The organism is Pseudomonas sp. App30, from assembly GCF_047947025.1.
GTDB lineage: Bacteria > Pseudomonadota > Gammaproteobacteria > Pseudomonadales > Pseudomonadaceae > Aquipseudomonas.
This window is the reverse complement of record NZ_CP133165.1, coordinates 6,447,197-6,464,298: the sequence shown is the minus strand read 5'-3', so window position 1 is coordinate 6,464,298 and position 17,102 is coordinate 6,447,197. Positions and strand designations below refer to the sequence as shown.

16 protein-coding genes are annotated in these 17,102 nt (G+C 66.8%); 8 read left to right on the top strand and 8 right to left on the bottom strand.

The annotated features are described in order from the left end of the window. Positions 1-9 precede the first annotated feature (9 nt). The 5 genes from RAM80_RS29835 (at position 10) to RAM80_RS29815 (ending at position 2,930) form a co-directional block, all read left to right on the top strand. Positions 10-1,311 carry an aminotransferase class I/II-fold pyridoxal phosphate-dependent enzyme gene (locus RAM80_RS29835; RefSeq protein WP_416423963.1) on the top strand — a complete coding sequence of 434 codons (1,302 nt, stop codon included), beginning with the start codon at positions 10-12 and terminating at the stop codon, positions 1,309-1,311. 116 nt (positions 1,312-1,427) lie between these two features. After that, a complete protein-coding gene (locus tag RAM80_RS29830) occupies positions 1,428-1,673 on the top strand; it encodes a type II toxin-antitoxin system prevent-host-death family antitoxin (RefSeq protein ID WP_416423962.1) in 246 nt (81 codons plus the stop codon). Then, a complete protein-coding gene (locus RAM80_RS29825) occupies positions 1,663-1,944 on the top strand; it encodes a type II toxin-antitoxin system RelE family toxin (protein WP_416423961.1) in 282 nt (93 codons plus the stop codon). Before RAM80_RS29830 ends, RAM80_RS29825 begins: the two co-directional genes overlap by 11 nt. 387 nt (positions 1,945-2,331) lie before the next feature. After that, on the top strand, positions 2,332-2,658 hold the full coding sequence (locus RAM80_RS29820) for a hypothetical protein (protein WP_416423960.1): 327 nt from the start codon (positions 2,332-2,334) through the stop codon (positions 2,656-2,658). Then, positions 2,655-2,930, top strand: coding sequence for a hypothetical protein (locus RAM80_RS29815; protein WP_416423959.1), 276 nt, complete (start codon positions 2,655-2,657; stop codon positions 2,928-2,930). Before RAM80_RS29820 ends, RAM80_RS29815 begins: the two co-directional genes overlap by 4 nt. A gap of 81 nt (positions 2,931-3,011) precedes the next feature. Here RAM80_RS29815 and RAM80_RS29810 read toward each other — a convergent pair whose 3' ends face one another. Continuing rightward, entirely contained in the window at positions 3,012-3,446 is a 435-nt protein-coding gene (locus RAM80_RS29810; RefSeq protein WP_416423958.1) for a MarR family winged helix-turn-helix transcriptional regulator, read from the bottom strand. Positions 3,447-3,459: 13 nt separating this feature from the next. Continuing rightward, the gene (locus RAM80_RS29805) at positions 3,460-5,331 is read right to left on the bottom strand and encodes an FAD-binding monooxygenase (protein ID WP_416423957.1); all 1,872 of its coding nucleotides are present in this window, start codon (positions 5,329-5,331) and stop codon (positions 3,460-3,462) included. A gap of 249 nt (positions 5,332-5,580) precedes the next feature. Here RAM80_RS29805 and RAM80_RS29800 point away from each other — a divergent pair, with 249 nt between their 5' ends. Next, positions 5,581-7,725, top strand: a complete 2,145-nt coding sequence (locus tag RAM80_RS29800; RefSeq protein ID WP_416423956.1) for a TonB-dependent siderophore receptor — start codon at positions 5,581-5,583, stop codon at positions 7,723-7,725. A gap of 169 nt (positions 7,726-7,894) precedes the next feature. Here RAM80_RS29800 and RAM80_RS29795 read toward each other — a convergent pair whose 3' ends face one another. From RAM80_RS29795 to RAM80_RS29780, 4 genes are read right to left on the bottom strand one after another with little or no spacing between them, the layout of a single operon-like run. Continuing rightward, complete coding sequence (locus tag RAM80_RS29795) at positions 7,895-10,270, bottom strand: hypothetical protein (RefSeq protein ID WP_416423955.1); 2,376 nt, start codon at positions 10,268-10,270, stop codon at positions 7,895-7,897. Between the two features lie 42 nt (positions 10,271-10,312). Then, a complete protein-coding gene (locus RAM80_RS29790; RefSeq protein ID WP_416423954.1) occupies positions 10,313-11,062 on the bottom strand; it encodes an ABC transporter permease in 750 nt (249 codons plus the stop codon). A 7-nt stretch (positions 11,063-11,069) separates the two neighbouring features. Next, the gene (locus RAM80_RS29785) at positions 11,070-12,062 is read right to left on the bottom strand and encodes an ABC transporter substrate-binding protein (RefSeq protein ID WP_416423953.1); all 993 of its coding nucleotides are present in this window, start codon (positions 12,060-12,062) and stop codon (positions 11,070-11,072) included. After that, positions 12,059-12,898: an ABC transporter ATP-binding protein gene (locus tag RAM80_RS29780; protein ID WP_416423952.1), complete on the bottom strand. Its 840-nt coding sequence runs from the start codon at positions 12,896-12,898 to the stop codon at positions 12,059-12,061. The genes RAM80_RS29785 and RAM80_RS29780 overlap by 4 nt, the downstream gene beginning before the upstream one ends. Before the next feature lie 109 nt (positions 12,899-13,007). Here RAM80_RS29780 and RAM80_RS29775 point away from each other — a divergent pair, with 109 nt between their 5' ends. Together RAM80_RS29775 and RAM80_RS29770 are read left to right on the top strand one after the other, a co-directional pair. Further along, positions 13,008-13,739, top strand: coding sequence for a GntR family transcriptional regulator (locus RAM80_RS29775; protein ID WP_416423951.1), 732 nt, complete (start codon positions 13,008-13,010; stop codon positions 13,737-13,739). Positions 13,740-14,004: 265 nt separating this feature from the next. Next, positions 14,005-14,427, top strand: coding sequence for a GTP pyrophosphokinase (locus RAM80_RS29770; RefSeq protein WP_416423950.1), 423 nt, complete (start codon positions 14,005-14,007; stop codon positions 14,425-14,427). A 467-nt stretch (positions 14,428-14,894) separates the two neighbouring features. Here RAM80_RS29770 and RAM80_RS29765 read toward each other — a convergent pair whose 3' ends face one another. Both RAM80_RS29765 and cycA read right to left on the bottom strand, forming a co-directional pair. Beyond that, positions 14,895-15,485: a cupin gene (locus RAM80_RS29765; protein WP_416423949.1), complete on the bottom strand. Its 591-nt coding sequence runs from the start codon at positions 15,483-15,485 to the stop codon at positions 14,895-14,897. A gap of 93 nt (positions 15,486-15,578) precedes the next feature. Further along, entirely contained in the window at positions 15,579-16,988 is a 1,410-nt protein-coding gene (cycA, locus tag RAM80_RS29760; protein WP_416423948.1) for a D-serine/D-alanine/glycine transporter, read from the bottom strand. Positions 16,989-17,102: the final 114 nt, after the last annotated feature.

Below are 17,102 nucleotides of genomic sequence, written 5' to 3'. Positions count from 1 at the left end.
AGTGAATGTATGAATACATTATTGGCTTCAGGCACCACCGCTGTCGAGATCGCTGAATCGATTGAGCGGGCAATCCGTGCCCACGAAATTGTTACCGGGCAACTGCTTCCAGCCGTGCGCCAGCTCGCCAGCCAGCTGCAGGTCAGCCCCAACACGGTGGCGGCGGCCTACAAGCACCTGCGCGATGCCGGCTGGGTGGACACCGACGGGCGCCGCGGCACCCGCGTCGCCGAGCGCGTGGCGCCAGCCGTGGCGCGGCATGCCCTGCCCGCGCATTTGCGTGACGTTGCCAGCGGCAACGTCGACCCCAGGTTGCTGCCGCGGCTGCAAGGTGACTGGCTGAACCAGTTGCCTGCCGACACGGGTCATGACCTGCAGAGCGACCATCCCGCGTTGCTGACCATGGCCGCGCAATGGCTGCGCGACCAACAGCTGCCCACCGAGCATATCGGCGTGTTCCATGGCGCCATGGACGCCATGGAAAAAGCCCTGCGCGCGCACTGCCGGCCGGGCAACCGGGTGCTGGTGGAAGACCCCTGCTGGCCGCCGGTGCTGGCGTTGCTGGCGAGCCTGCGGCTCAAGGCCGTGCCGTTGGCCGGCGACGTACACGGCGCCTGCCCGCCCGGCGGGTTGGGCGATGTGGCCGCTGTCATCCTCACGCCACGGGCGCACAACCCCACGGGGCGCTCGTTTTCACCCGCCCGTTGGCGCGAATGGGCGGCCGCGTTGCAAGGCAGCCCCGAGACGCTGCTGATCCTAGACGACCACTGGGGGCCCTTGAGCCAGGGCGGGCCCGCGCAGCTTGCGCCCCTGCCCGCGCGCTGGCTGCACATCACCTCGGTGAGCAAATTCCTCGGCCCCGACCTGCGCCTGTCGGTGGTGGCCGCCAACGGGGCGTTGCTGGCCGACATGCAGCGTTTGCAGGCGGTGGCGTCGCGCTGGGTGAGCCACCTTTTGCAGCGGCTGGCCGCCGGGTTGTGGCAGCAGGTGGTGGCCGATGGGCAACTGGCGCGCGCCGCCGACAGCTACGCGCAGCGGCGCCTGGCATTGATTCGCGCGCTGAACGCCGAAGGCGTGCGCTGCGAGGGGCCGGGCGAAGGGTTGCATGTGTGGATTGCCGTGGCCGATGAGACCACGGCGGTGCAGGCGCTGGCGTCGTACGGGTGGGCAGTGCAGGCCGGCAAGCCGTTTCGCTTGGGCGATGGCGCGGCGATTCGGCTGAGCGTGGCGAACATGGGTATAGAGGATGTGCCGGGGTTGGCGAGGGATATGGCGGCGGGGTTGAGGGTGAGTTATAAGCCGGTGTATTGACATCTCGTATTCCCATAACACACCGCTACCTTTAGGGCGGACCAGTGGGGGTGTGTAAGATTTGCATTGTCACACACAAAAGACCAAAATAAAGACCTTAATTGAGGGCTTAAATTATGCAAAGCGTTCTCGCCGAAATGGCCGTCAGCGTCTCCGAGCTGAAGAAGAATCCAACAGCTGTCATGAACAGTGCTGAAGGTCAGCCGATTGCGGTACTCAACCACAATCGAGTGATGGGGTACATGGTGCCAGCTGAGGTTTTTGAAGCCATGATGGAACGTCTGGATGATCTGGACCTTGTCGAAATTGCCAAATCCCGTCAACACGAAAAGGGCATCCCGGTAGACCTGGATGACTTATAGGCTTGAGTTCGTCCCAGCAGCCTTCAAGGAATGGGAAAAGCTGGGCCATACACTGCGAGAACAGTTGAAGAAAAAGCTGCGTCAGCGGCTGGAGGCCCCAAGAGTCGCTGGCGATGCATTGGCCGGGATGCCGGATCACTACAAAATCAAGTTGAAGAGCGCAGGCTATCGCCTCGTTTACCGGGTTGAAGATGACCGAGTAGTGGTGACAATTGTGGCAATTGGCAAGCGATCACGCAGTGAGGTTTACGACGCTGCAAAGTTGCGGTAGAGGCTGTTTTAATACGTCTTCGGAAATGTCCTAGGAAATTTCACACAAGATCTGAGATAATCCCCTTACACACAGAAAATAATGACGAAATGTTTCTATAATCGTCGTTCGTGATTTTCGCTTGCACTGACTTTTTGACGAGGCTACTCTCCGTCCGCTGCTGCCAAATCAGCGGACGGGTTTCGCAGCCCGGAGAATATTCGTCAGGCGCCAAGCGCCGTCATTCCCGTTGCCGTTTGCGGCAATATCTTGTTATGGCGGCTGAGCGTGGGGCACCTTCGGGTGCGCCGGGTACCTGACGGTCCGGTCTGCGAACCTGCGAACAGCCGCCACCCATTCCGTTCGCAGCGGAACTTGGCGGTTCATTGAATCGTCAGGAGCATCACCATGGTCAAGCCGACCCCCGACCCACCCGAATCCCCCCTCAATGGCATCGACATGGACCTCAAGGACCTGCTCAGCCTGGCGCTGCTGCAAGGCCTGCCTGCCAACCTGCCACGCATCCCCCATTATTTGCACGCGCTCAAACGCACCCTTGACCGCGCCAATCAGTCGCTGGACCTGTTGGAGCAGCGCCTGCCGATCGTCGATGCCGTCGTGGCCGAGGAACCCTTTATCCAGGAAGCGTTGGACGCCGTGCGCGGCCAATTGCTGTTGAGCCACGTGCTGATCGATTCCACCCTGAACCACTGCGCAGGAGCGCCCACCCCATGACCGATTCACTCACCACTCACCACGCCTTTGGTCCTTGCGCAGGCGATTTGCCAATTTTGGCGGTGCGCGACCGCATGCCCGTAAACGAGGCACTGACCCAGGCGTGCGAATACCTGAAAGGCGTGAGCGCGGGCGCAGCGGAATTGGTGGAAAACGGCCCGCCGCACCTGCGCGCGTTGGCGCGCCATGTGGAGCACGCCAGCGAGATCGCCCGGGCGTTGGTGGAGGCGTCGGTGGCGGGGTTGGCAAGGGCGAGCGCGGAACCCGCGTAGCAGCGGCCTCAGGCCGCGTCCGAATGCGCCGCGTATTCTCAGGAACACCGCGGCGTGGCCGGACGCGGCCTTTGGCCGCTGCTACGGGAGGGGGGCCAGCAGGCGTTCCATCAGGCCGCGCAGTTGCTCGCGCTCTTCGCTGCTCAGGTGCTGGGTGAGCACCTGTTCGACGTTGGCGACCCGCGGTTTGAGTTCGCCCAGTTGCGCCCGGCCGGGCGCGGTCAGGTAGAGGGTGTTGCGGCGCTTGTCCTGGGGGTCGCCCACGCGTTCGAGCACGCCGTTGCGCACCATGCGCGCCACCAGTTCGGCGATGGTGGAGCGGTCCAGGTCGAGCTCGTCGCCCAGCTCGCGCTGGCTGATGCCGGGGCGTTGCTCCAGCACCAGTAGCACCGCGTACTGCACGCTGGTGACCTCGGTGGACACTTCGCGCTGCCAGATGGCGACGTGGCGTTGTTGCGCCCGGCGTATCAGGCTGCCGGTGTGCACGAGAATGCGAGGGTGAGCGTCAAGCGGCACAGTGGACTGCCTTCTATTGCGGAACAAGAATCGGCTGCAAGAATGCCTCCAGTTCACCGTGGCCGTCCAGTGGCAGCACGTGGGCGATGTACTGGTCAGGCCGCACCAGCACCAGCGCGCCGTGCACCGGGTCGATGCCGCGCAGGGCGAAGATGTCGGCCGCCGGGTCGACGACGAAGGCCTTCTCATAGTCGATCAGCCCGAAGCAACCCTTGCGCGGCAGCAGAAGGGCCGGCAGCTGTTCGACGGGCAGCGCCTGGCGGTACACGGCACGCACGTCCAGCACGCTGTCCAGGTCGGCACCGGCCGGGGTGAAGCGCCGCACCGGCGAGCCAGGGTCGTTGAGCAGGTACTCGCACAGCCCCGCCAGCGCCTGCCCCGAGGCATCGGCGAAGGCATACAGCCGCCAGCGCCCGTCCGCCTGCGCCGCGTGGCCCAGTTGCATGGGGCGAGCATCGGCCAGGCGGATCACCGGCGCAGAATGGAACCGCGCACCGATCGCCAAGCCACTGGCCAGGGCCTGCCAGGTGCCCCGCCCGGTCAGCGGCCCCGGCCGGTAGCGGGTGGCAACGCCGGCAGTGTAGCGGCCGGCCTGGACGAAATACGCCTGCAGCTCGCTGGGGTCGACGCCGCCAGCGGCCGGGTTCAGCGGGTCCTTGGGCGGCGCCCCCATCATCGCCGACCACTCCTTGTCGAAGTTGATCAACTCCTGGGCCACCGGCTGGCGCTCTTGGGAATAGCTGGCCAACAGCGATGTTGGGCTACGCCCCTGCAACACCGCCGCCAGTTTCCAACCCAGGTTGAAGGCGTCCTGCATGGACACGTTCATGCCCTGCCCGGCCTTGGCACTGTGGGTATGGCAGGCGTCGCCGGCGATGAACACCCGCGGTTCACGCACTTGCCCGGCGGCGTCCACGCTGTCGTCGAAACGGTCAGTAAGGCGCTGGCCCACCTCATACACCGACGACCACACCACGCTTTTCACCTCCAGCACATACGGCTGCAGGATGCGCTGCGCGGTAGCAATCAACGCCTCCACCGCCGTGGCGCGAATGGCCGCGCGGTTGGCCTCGGTAACCTCGCCCAGGTCCACGTACAGGCGCACCAGGTGCCCGCCTTCGCGCGGGATGAGGATCATGTTGCCCGCCGCCGACTGCACCGCGGCCTTCAGGCGCACGTCGGGAAAATCCGTCACCGCCAGCACGTCCATCACGCCCCAGGCGTGGTTGGCGGCATCGCCGCGCAGCTGTTGGCCGATGGCCGCGCGCACCTGGCTGCGGGCACCGTCACACCCCACCAGGTAGCGGGCGCGCACCTGCACCTCAGGCCCACCGTCGGTGCGCTGCAAGGTGGCTTGCACCGGGTGGCTGGGATGCTCATCGCGGGTGATGTGCGCCAGCGCCAGGTTGTAGTCCGGCGCCAGGCGCTGGGGGCTCTTGAGCATGCTGTCCAGCAGGTAATCCTGGATACGGGCCTGGTTGACGATGACGTGGGGGAATTCCGACAGCCCGTCCTCAGTATCCTGCACCCGGCCGGTGCGCTCGATGCGCTGGCGGTCAGCGGCGGCCGGGCGCCAGAACGCCGTTTCATTGACCCAGTAGGCCTCGCGCAACAGCGGCTCGGCCAGGCCGAACGCCTGGAACATTTCGACGCTGCGGCAGGCGATGCCGTCGGCCTGGCCCAGTTGCAGGCGGCCGGCACGGCGCTCGACCACGCGGGTGACGATGCCGGGGAACCGCGCCAGCTGCGCGGCCAGCACCAGCCCGGCAGGGCCGCTGCCGACGATCAGTACATCGACCGCTTCGGGCAGCGCGGTGGTAGCGCCGCAGGCGGCGGGATGGAGGTCGGGGTCACCGGGCTGGAAGCCGTTGAGGTGGAATTGCATGGGGCGTTGTCCTTGTTGTTATTGAAGGGATGCGACGCGCCATTACGATATGCTCAGTATACGAACTATTTCAAGTGTTGTGTTTTTATGCATGGGGAGGGACGCGGCCTAGGGGCCGCTGCTACGGGTTTTTGCAACAACATGACAAACAATAACGAATGTCATTTGTATCTACGTATTGTTATCATCTCGATACAATCTACGGCACGGACGCCGACCCTCCCAGACTCCCTGTCGAGACCCCGATCCATGCGTCGTACCCTGCTCCCCCTTTGCGTGCTGCACGTGCTCGCCCCTGCTGCGTGGGCGGAAGAAACCCGCGCTGAAAACGGCCAGCTGGAACTCCAGGCCACCGCCATCACCGGCATCGCCGACGCCGAAAGCGCCCAGGGCCCGGTCACCGGCTACCTGGCGACCCGCTCGGCCAGTGCCACGCGCACCGACACCGCTATCCATGACACCCCGCAGTCGATCAGCGTGGTGACCCGCGACGTGGTCGACGACATCGGCGCCACCCGCCTGCAGGACGCCCTCGACTACGCCGGCGGCGTGGGCCGCGCCAACAATTTCGGCGGGCAGGGGCTGACCACCTTCACCGTGCGCGGCTTCACCACGGGCGAGTTCTACCGCAACGGTTTCCCCGTCAACCGCGGCTACCCGAACATGCCCGACGCCAACACCATCGAGCGCCTGGAAGTGCTGCGCGGCCCGGCCACGACCCTGTACGGCCGCGGCGACCCCGGCGGCACGTTCAACGTGGTGTCCAAGCAGCCGCTGGCGGCGCCTGCCGTGACGCTGGGCAGCCAGCTCGACAGCCAGGGCATGCGCCGCGGCACCCTCGACGCCAGCGGCCCCTTGGACGAACAAGGCCGCCTGGCCTACCGCCTGAACGTGGTGGGCGAAGGCGGCGACACCTTCCGCGACCACGTGCAGACCGAGCGCTACGGCATTGCGCCGGTACTGAGCTGGCAGGTCAGCGACGACACCAAGGTGGTGTTCGAAGGCGATTTCATGCGCAACAACCACCCGCTGGACCGCGGCGTGACCCGTTACCCCGGGCAGCTCGGCACGGCTTCGCGCTCGACCTTCTTCGGCGAGAAGGACGCCGGCAAGCTGCACAACGACAACAACATGGCCCAGCTGCGCTTCGAGCATTTCCTCAATGACAACTGGAGCCTGGGCGGCGGCTTCCAGTGGCTAGACGGCACCCTGGCCGGCAACGCCGTGGAGGCCAACGGCATCGGCGCCGACGGCCGCACCCTGGGCCGCAACTTCAATTACCGCAAGCTGGAGTGGACCGACAAGGACAGCCAGCTGAACCTCACCGGCCATTTCGCCACCGGCGGTCTGGAGCACACGCTGCTGACCGGCGTCGAGGTCGAAACCTACGACTACAAATCGATCATCCAGCGCTCCAGCGGCGCGGTCGGCGCCTACCCGATCGACCTCTTCGATCCGGTGTACGGCCAGCCGCGCCCGGCCCTCACGCGCACCCCCACCCACGACAAGGAAAACCTCAAGACCTACGCCGCCTTCGTCCAGGACCAGGTGGCGCTGACCGAGCGCCTGAAAGTGCTGGCCGGCGCGCGCTTCGAGCGCTTCGAGCATGACTACGAAACCTACGTGGCCGGCGGCCGCAACTGGACCGCCGCCGACAACGCAGTCACCCCGCGCGTGGGGGTGATCTACGACCTGACCGACAGCCTGGCGGTGTATGCCGACGCCGCTCGCTCGTTCAAGCCCAACACCGGCGCCAGCCGCCCCACCAGCGGCAGCACCAGCAGTGCAGGCTTCGCCCCGGAGAAAGGCAAGTCGGTGGAACTGGGGGTGAAGTGGCAATCCCTCGACCGCCCGCTCAGCGTCGACGCCGCCGTCTACCAGATCGACAAACGCAATGTGCTGACCACCGACCCGGTGGACAGCAGCTATAGCGTTGCCGCTGGCCAGGTGCGCAGCCGTGGCCTGGACATCAACGTGGCCGGCAACCTCACCCCCGAGTGGCGGGTGACCGGCGGCTACGCCTACGTCGATGCCGAGGTGACCAAGGACAACACCCTGCGTGCGGGCACCCGCCTGGTCAACATCCCGCGCAACAGCCTGAGCCTGCTCAACGTCTACGAGTTCCAGGACGGCAGCCTCAAGGGCCTGGGCCTGGGCGCCGGCGGCCGCTACGTCGCCGAGCGTGCCGGACAGACCGCCAACACCGCGTTCGCCATGGCCGGCTACAGCGTGTTCGACCTGCTGGGCTACTACAAGGTCAACGAACACGTGCGGCTGAACCTGGACGTGAAGAACCTGTTCAACCGCTACTACGAGGAAGGCGCGTTCGGCAACGTGTACGCCTACCCCGGCGCGCCGCGGACGGTGCAGGTGGGGGTTGCGTACAGCCTGTAGCGCCCATCGGCCCGGGACGCAGCCTGCGGCAGCTGCTACGCACATCCCCGTAGCAGCGGCCAAAGGCCGCGTCCACAGCCGCGCGTACCCCTGGGCGCGCCGCATCAGCCCCGGACGCAGCCTGCGGCAGCTGCTACGCGGGCCTTTGTGGCGTCCGCAGGCGTCGCGCTCAGCCTGGCACGCTCAGGAACAACGCCGAGGTCCACACCCTTGACTGGTCGCGCTGGCGCGCGCAGATGAACAACGGATGTTCACGGCTGGGGTCCAGGCCCAGCTCGCCCAGGCCGATGCGGCCCTGCAGTTCGCGCGGCAGCGCTGCCTGGGTCATGCGCTCCAGCGACACCTGCAACTCGGCGCCCGGCAGGCGCTGGATGTGCTCGCCGGCGGCCAGCAGCGCATCACCGCTCAGGTCGATGTCCACCCCTGGCGCGTGCACGAACGGTTGGGGCTGGGACGGGTCGCCGACCTTTACGTAGTTGTCGATGCGGCTGCGCACCTGGATGCGCGCGCCCGCCAGTTGCGACAGCTCCAGCTCGATGCTGTCGGTGTCGCCGTTGGTGTCGGTGCGGAACGCCAGGCGCGTGGCGTCCTGGCGCCACACGGTTTGTTCAGGGTGGTCGAGGCCCTGGGTGGTGAAGCCCTTGATCACCGCGCCGGTGACCTGGATCTCGCCCGCCCAGTAGGCGCCACGGTAACGGTCCTTGATGCGCGCGCCGCCCAAGCGCAGGCGAATGCGCTGGCTGGACAGGCCCAGTTCCTGGTGCAGGTTGCGCGACCAGATCAGTTGCTCGCCGTCGAACAGGTCCACCTGCTCCCAGCCGCTGTCGCCCAGCAGGCGGTAGTCGAGGGTGGCGCTGGCCGGCGCGCGGCACACCTCGCCCATCAAATGCTCGCCCAGGCGCAGGCTGGCGAACGTGCGCTCGCCGGTGGTGGCGAAGGTGCGGCGGGCGCGCAAGGCCTTGCCGACGCTGGCGCGGTCGAAGCCGCTGGCCAGCACGCCGGTGAGCCCGCCGCGCGAGCCGAACACCGCCGTCGCGGGCACGCCACCGCCGCAGCGGCCCTGGTGTTCGTCGCTGTTGGCGGCGGCGCCGACGCGGTAGCCGCGCTGCAGCGCCTCGGCGTACACCCAGTGGAACTGGCCCCAGGCCGAGCCCACTTCAATCAGGCGTTCAAGCTCAGGGTGGTGCCAGTCCAGGTTGCAGCGGCGGCCGCCCACGTGGGGCATCATCAGGTGGCCCTCAGGGTCCTTGGCATAGGCGGCGTACAGCTCGTCCACCGGCCAGGCGCCGGGCTTGATGGTGCCGGCGGTGAACTCGTTCCACTCGAAGGAGCGTACCAGGCGGCCCTGGTTGTCGAACGGGAACTCGGGCTTGCGGTCGTGCAGGAACACCACGTTGCGGTCGCCACCGGCGCAGGAGTTGCCACACCATTCGGTGCCCGGGTAGCAGACGAAACGGCCCGGTTCGTTGAGTTCGCTGATCAGCGCCACGGCCTGGTCCCAGCGCTGCTCGGTAATGTTGAAGTCGTTGGCGGTGTAACCCAGCACGTCCAGGCCGGCAACGTCGCGGCCATAGCTGAGGTTGTACAGGGTGTCGTTGGTGCCCACGGTGTCATCGGAATGCACGTGCAGGTCGGCGTACAGCGGGCGCAGGCCGGCGCCGGCGGCATCCACCGTGACGAACGCCACGCTAGGCGCCACGCCGGAGTGGTTGATGCGCGCACGCAGCTGCCATTCGCCCAGCCCCTGCAACTGCAGCCCGGCCAGGCGCACCACCGCCCAACCCTGCTCGGCCAGCACAAATGGTTCCTCGCGGCTTGCGCCCTCAGGCCCTACCAGGCTCAGCACGCCGGCCAGCGGCAGCTGCCGGCAGGTGTTGCCCCAAGCGTCATCGGCGCGCACCAGCACGTCGAACGCCTCGCCGGCGCTGATCAGCCGCGGCGCGATCACCTGCAGGTGGCTGGCCGGCCCCGGCACGATGTCCAGCAGCAGGTCGCCCGGCACCTCGGCAAATTTCGAGCTGCCCAGCGGGTCGATGAACAGGCGCATCTGGAAGCCTTTTTCGACGAAGCTCTGCACCCGCGTGCCGGCGCCGCCCTGGCGACGGTCGCCCAGGCGAATGACGATGCGGTCGCCGGGGTTCAGGTAGCCGTCGACGATGTCGATGATCAGCGCCTTCTGGAACGGCCGCTCGTGGCCCTTCTGGTCGAAGCGCACCTTCAGGTGCTGCACCGTGGCCTGGCTCTGGCCCGGCACCAGCTCACCGGCCTGGTATTCGGCGCTGACGTAGTTGGCGCCCGCCGGGTTGCTGGTCTGGAACAGCGCCCAGTCGGAGTAGAACTTGAACGCCAGCTTCAACCAGGCGCCGTCGGCCAGGCCACTGCCGCCCACTTCGTACACCAGGGTGATCTCGTCCCATTGGCCGGCCACCAGAGTGTGGCGGTCGCAGCTGATGGCGCCCAGGAATGGCCGCGCCTTGTTGCGCTCATAAAGCCCCTGGGGGGCGATGTAATGACCGGCTTCGCGCGGATCGAAAGTAGTGCTCACGTGACACCTCTTGCAGTGATCAATTCGGGAAAAGCAGGCCGGTCAGTTGACGCGCCAGGCCTGGTAGTGACGTTCGATGCGGCGGAACACCAGGCTCTCCATCAGCCAGGCCAGCAGGCCGATCAGCACGATGCCCAGCAGCACCTGGCTGCTGTTGCCGATCTGCCCGCCCATGGACACCATCCAGCCGATGCCCTGGGAGGCGCCGATCATTTCCGCCGCCACCAGCGCCCGCCAGCCCTGGCTGAAGCCAATGCGCAGCGCCGCGGTGAGAAACGGCAGCGACGCCGGCAGGTACACATGGGCCAGCAGCTGCCAGCGGCTGGCGCCCAGGGTGCGCGCGGCGCGCACTTCGCCGCCGCGAATGCCTTGCACGCCTTCCTGCAGGGTCACGGCCATGGGGAACACGGCGGCGATGAAAATCACCAGCACGATGGAGAAGAACCCCAGGCCGAAAATGATCAGGATCAGCGGTGCCCAGGCGATGGGCGGAATGGCCATGAACAGGCTGTTGAGCGGCGCGACAAAGTCGCGAAAATGCCGCGACAGGCCTGCCGCGCTGCCCAGCAGCACCGCCACCAGCACCGCGGCGCAGAAGCCGGCCAGTTCTTCCAGCAGGCTGGCGCGCAGTTGCACCAGCAGCGAGCCGTCGGCCAGCCAGCGCGTGGCCTCGTGGGCCACCACCCACGGCTGCGGCAGCACGTAGCTGGGAAAACGGCTGGCAAGGGCAATCCACACCAGCGCCAGGAACGGCAGCGAGGCCCAGCCCCAATTTGGTTTCGGTAAGGTCATGAGCGGCTCAGTGCGAAGCTTTTTCCAGGTACGAGGTGTCCACCAGCTGCGCCGGGGTCATGTCGACATCCATGAAGCCCAGGGCCTTGGAGTCGTTCATCAGGCGCTGGATGAACGCCAGGTCGGTGGGTTTCAACTCCGCCGACCAGCCCAGGCGGGTGCGCGCCCGGGCGACGATCTGCTCGGGGCTGATGGTGGTGCCATCGGCGCCTTGCACCGGCTCCAGGCGGAAGGCGTCGGCGATGATGCGGTTGGCCTCGGCCGGGTGGTCGTTGAGGAACGCCACGGCCTTGCGGTGCGCGCGCAGCAGCTTGACCACGTCGTCGGGGCGTTCCTGCAGGGTTTTTGGCAAGGCGATGACCACGTACCAGGGGTACTGCGGCAGCGCCTGGTTGACGTCGAACAGCACCCGCGCGGTGCCGCGCAGCTCGGCCTGGCTGACGAAGGGTTCCCAGGCGAAGGCGGCGTCGACGATGCCGCGCTCAAGGGCGGCGTTCATGTTGCCCGGCGGCATGTCGATGATGTTCAGGTCGTGGTCCGGGTCCAGGCCGGCCTTGTCCTTGAGCACGTAGCCGCGCAGCAGCACGTCCATGCCGCTGCCCTTCTTCACCCCCGCCAACTTCTTGCCCGCAAGGTCCTGCAGGCTCGCGATCGGGCTTTTCTCACCTACCAGCACGGCCGCCTGGCCGTAGTTGACCTTGGCCAGGATGGTGCTTTTCAGGCCGCGCGAGTACCACTGGTACACCGGCGGCGTGCCCACGTAGGCCACGTCCAGCTCGCCGGCAGCCAGCGCCTGCTGGATCACCGGGCCGTCGCCCAGCGCCTTGAGGTCGACGTCCAGGCCTTCCTGTTTGTAGAAGCCTTCCTTGTCGGCGATCAGCGCCGGGGCGTTGGCCATGGCGAACACGTAGCCGATGCGCAGCGGTTTGTCGGCGGCGAAGGCGCTGGAGGCCAAGGTCAGGGCCGACAGTGAAGCGGCCAGCAGAAGGGTTCTGATCATGCGGTGGTCTCGGGCAAGGGACGGGCGGGAATGGCACTGGGGGACTGCGCCATGACCTGGGAGATGCGCTCCATCAGCTCATTGCGGTAGTCGAGGAAGGCCGGCAGGCGGCGGGTCACCCGGTTGCTGCGCGGGCGCGGCAGGTCGATGGCCAGCTCGCTGTGAATGCCGCCGGGGGCGATGTTCAGCACAATCACCCGGTCGGCGAGGAACACCGCCTCGTCAATGTCGTGGGTGATGAACAGCACGGTCTGGCCCAGCTCGGCCCACAGGCGCAGGGTTTCTTCGTTCATGGTGCTGCGGCTGATGGCGTCCAGCGCCGCGAACGGCTCGTCCATCAACAGCACACCTGGCTCCAGCGCCAGGGTGCGGGCCAGGGACACGCGCTGCTGCATGCCGCCGGACAGCTGGTGCGCCAGGCGCTGGGCGGCGTGCTCCAGGCCCACCAGGCGCAGGTAGCCCAGGGCCTTGTGGCGCTGCTCGGCTTCGCTGCCCTGCCCGGCCATGCGCAGGCCGAAGCGCACGTTCTCCAACGCCGTGAGCCAGGGGAACAACTGCGGCGCCTGGAACACGTAGCCCAGCTCGGCCAGCTCGGGCTTCACCGGCTTGCCGTTGATGTGGATTTGCCCGGCGGACGGCGCCTGGAAGCCGGCCAGCAGGTTGAGCAAGGTGGTCTTGCCGCACCCCGATGGCCCGAGGATGGCGACGAACTCACCCGGCCGCGCGCTCAGGCTGAAATCCTGGAACACCGTATGGCCGTTGGCGTAGCTGAAGCGGATGGCGTCCACGCTGAGCGCGGTGGCGCCAGGCGGCGAAACAAAGGGAGTCAGGGGCATGGCAAGCGCAGTCAGGTGGTTTACAATGGATTGCCTGACATAATACGTATTAATACAAGTTAGACCAAGATTGTATTTTCATAACCTTAGAAGCAACGGAAGCCCAGCCGTGTCTATCCTTCGTGACAGCACCACCTCGCTCTACGAGCAAATTGCCCAGCAACTGCTGGACGAAATCCAGCGCGGGGCCTTCGAGCCCAGCGGCAAGCTGCCCTCGGAAGCCGAACTGGGCCAGCGTTTTGGCGTGAGCCGGGTGACCGTGCGGCTGGCCGTGGGCAAGCTGTGCGACGACGGCGTGGTGGAGCGCAAACAGGGCAAGGGCACCTTTGCCGCCGCCAAGCAGGTGCGCCACGGCCTGGATGCCCTGCGCAGCTTTCACGAAGCCTTGTTGTTGCAGGGCCTGCAGCCCAGCATGCGGGTGATCGGCCAGCAACTGGTGCCCACCCCGGACGCCCTGCGCCAGCTGTTCGAAGGCGCCGCGCAGTGCCTGTGCGTGGAGCGCCTGCATTATGTCGACGGCGAACCCATCGCCCTGGGCCGCAGCTACCTGCCGGCGCAGCTGGCCAGCGTGGTATGGGAAGAGGTGGAGCAGCAGCCGATCTACTCGGTGCTGCACAGCGTGACTGGCAGCGCCGTGGCCCGCGCCGACATGGCCATCCGCGCCCAGCAGGCCGACAAGGCCCTGGCCAGTGCGCTGGGGGTGAAGCGCGGGGCAGCGTTGCTGGTGATGGAGCGCACCTCGTGGTTCGCCGATGACCGCTGTTGCGACCGGACCACCTTCCACATTCGGCCGGAGCGCTATTCGTTCGTGCTGAGCGGGGTGTTTGCCTCGAAGGCGTAGCCGCTGCGGCCAGGTGGGGTCATGGCCGGCGGGGCAAGCCCGCTAATGAGCCGAACAGCAAAACCGTTTAAACTGGCCCCTCAATTTCCAAGCCATCGCCGCGAAAGCCGGCGGGGCGAAGGCGCACACCGAACAGACCAAGACTGTTTACAACGCAGTGAGGGAAGCCAATGCCCGTGCCGTCGGCGAACCGACTGTTCAACGATGCGTTGCTCTACGGCGAGGAAATCAGCGCCCAGCAATACCGCCTCGGACGGGCCCGCCCATGAGCAACCTCGACACCGCCATCGCCCTGGCCTGCCGCGCCCACGCCGGGCAGGTCGACAAGGCCGGGGGCGCCTATATCCTTCACCCCCTGCGGCTGATGCTGCGCTTCGACGACCTCGACGCGCAAATGGTGGCGGTGCTGCATGACGTGGTGGAAGACAGCGACATCGACCTGGCCGACCTGCGCGCCCTGGGCTTTGCCGAGGCCGTGGTGAACGCCATCGAGTGCCTGACCAAGCAGGCCGGTGAGGACTACACGGCGTTCATCCAGCGCCTGGCGGTGAACCCGCTGGCGCGGCGGGTGAAAATCGAGGACATCAAGGACAACCTCAACCTTACGCGCCTGCCCGCGCTCAGCGACAAGGACCTGGCCCGCGCCCGCAAATACCACCAGGCCCTCGCCTACCTCAACACCCCGTAGCAGCGGCCGCAGGCCGCGTCATACGCGACGCGCTGTGCCTGACACACCGCGTGGAGCGGACGCAGCCTGCGGCAGCTGCTACGCGGGTTCGGTGTAGCCGCTGCCGAAGGCTGCGCTGGCCCTTTTCCACGCTGGAAATCTTCAGTGCACGCCGGGAGGCAATCGCGCCAGGCACCCGTAGCAGCGGCCGCAGGCCGCGTCATGAGCGCCGCGTCAAGCCTGGCACACCGCGTGGGGCGGACGCCGCCTGCGGCAGCTGCTACGCGGGTTCGGTGTAGCCGCTGCCGAAGGCTGCGCTGGCCCTTTTCCACGCCGGAAATCTTCAGTGCACGCCGGGAGGCAATCGCGCCAGGCACCCGTAGCAGCGGCCGCAGGCCGCGTCCGAACACACTCACGTCCGCGCCATAGCCGGACGCAGCCTGGCGGCAGCTGCTACGTCGTTAGGGTTCACACTGTGGGAGCTGCTGCTACGTGTTGCGCGTTGACAGCCAATATTGCTTCACCGCGCCTTGAGCGCCCTGCACCGGGTCGCTGTCGGGGAACGGCAAGCCGTCGATGCGCGCCTGCTGCGCCGCCGTGGGCGCCGCCCGGCAGATGTCGGCGTGCTGCCCCGGCGGGTAGGCGCCCACTACCAGGAAATCGTCGCTGGAACCCAGGTTGCAATGGCCGGTGCCGGCCGGCAACAGCAGCACGTCCCCGGCTCTGACCGGCACCACATGGCCATCCGGCCCACCCAGCATCAGCCGTGCGCTACCGCTGGCCACGCCCAGCACTTCGTGGCCTTCGGTGTGGTAGTGGTGATAGTCGAACACCCCGTAGCGCCATTGCGGCGGCCAGCCGTTGGCGGCGAATGTGCGCTCGAACAGCGCCGCCGGTTCGCTGCCCTGCACGGCGATGGCTTGGGGGTAGACCAGCACCGGCAGGCGCGGGTTGTTGGGCACCCAGCCGTTGCGCTGCAGGCGCAGGGCCTGCACCGCCTTAGGCGCAGCGACAGTGAGGCTGTTCCAGCCGCCAACCAGCGCCAGGGCGGCTAGTTGGCTGAAATGACGACGCAACATGGCTGTCTCCAGAGTCCATTTGAAACCGGTTTCAGCCTAGCACAGAGCGGCAGGCGAAAAAAAAGGGCGACCACTGGCCGCCCTCCTCTTCCCTCACTCGCTGGCCAGCGTGGCCAGCGCCGTGCGCTTGCGCACGAAGGGATAGGCAACCGCCAATATCACGAACCACAACGGCGCGAAGCACAGCGCCTGGCGGGTGTCGTCCTTGAGCGTCAGCAGGCACAGCACGCCGGCGAAGAACGCCAGGGTCACCCAGCACATCAGGCGGCCGCCGGGCATGCGGTAGCTGGACGCCGCGTGCAGCTGCGGGCGCTGCTTGCGGTAGGCCAGGTACGACACCAGGATGATGGTCCAGACGAACATGAACAGCAGCGCCGACAAGGTGGTGACCAGGGTGAACGCCTGCATCAGGTTGGGCACCAGGTAGATCACCACCACGCCCAGCAGCAGGCAGGCGCAGGAGAACAGCAGGCCGTTGGCCGGCACGCCGCTGCGGGCCAGGCGCTGGAACGATCGCGGGGCGTGGCCTTCGCCGGCGAGGCCGAAGAGCATGCGGCTGGTGGAGAAGATACCGCTGTTGGCCGACGACGCCGCCGAGGACAGCACCACCAGGTTGATGCAGGCAGCCGCAGCCGGGAAGCCGGCAATCAGGAACAGCTCCACGAACGGGCTCTTGTCGGCCACCACTTCGCGCCACGGGGTGACGGCCATGATGGTGATCAGCGCCAGCACGTAGAACAGGATGATGCGCACCGGAATCGAGTTGATTGCCCGTGGCAGCGTGCGGTGCGGGTCCTTGGTCTCGGCCGCTGCGGTGCCTACCAGCTCGATGCCGACGAAGGCAAAGATCGATATCTGGAAGCCGGCGAAGAAGCCCATCCAGCCGTGGGGCAGCAGGCCGCCATCATTCCACAGGTTGGCCAGGCTCGGGCCGTGCCCCGCCACCGCCGCCGGCGCGCTGGCTACCAGGTAGATACCGGTGGCCACCAGCAGTGCGATGGCCACCAGCTTGATCATGGCGAACCAGAACTCGATCTCGCCGAACAGCTTCACGGTGATCAGGTTCAGCGCCAGCAGCAGGCCGACGCAAGCCAGGGCCGGGGCCCACTGCGGCGCATCGGGGAACCAGAAGTGCGCGTAGCTGGACACCGCGATGACGTCGGCGATGCCGGTGACGATCCAGCAGAACCAGTAGGTCCAGCCGGTGAAGAAGCCGGCCCAGGGGCCCAGCAGGTCGGTGGCGAAGTCGATGAACGACTTGTATTCGAGGTTCGACAGCAGCAGCTCGCCCATGGCGCGCATCACGAAGAACAGCATGAAGCCGATGATCATGTACACGAACAGGATCGACGGGCCGGCCAGGCTGATGCTCTTGCCGGAGCCCATGAATAGGCCGGTGCCGATGGCGCCGCCAATGGCGATCAGCTGGATGTGGCGGTTGGACAGGTTGCGTTTGAGCGTGGGCTCGGGGGCGTGCGGCGAGGTCGCCGTTGGATCGGGCATGCGGGTTTCCAGTGTCAGCGTTGCACGTGCTGGGGCAACGCCAACCATGGCTGGCGTTCCCGTCTTTGGCGCGTACCTTGCCACGGAAAGCGCGACAGCTCCAGAACCAGTGCC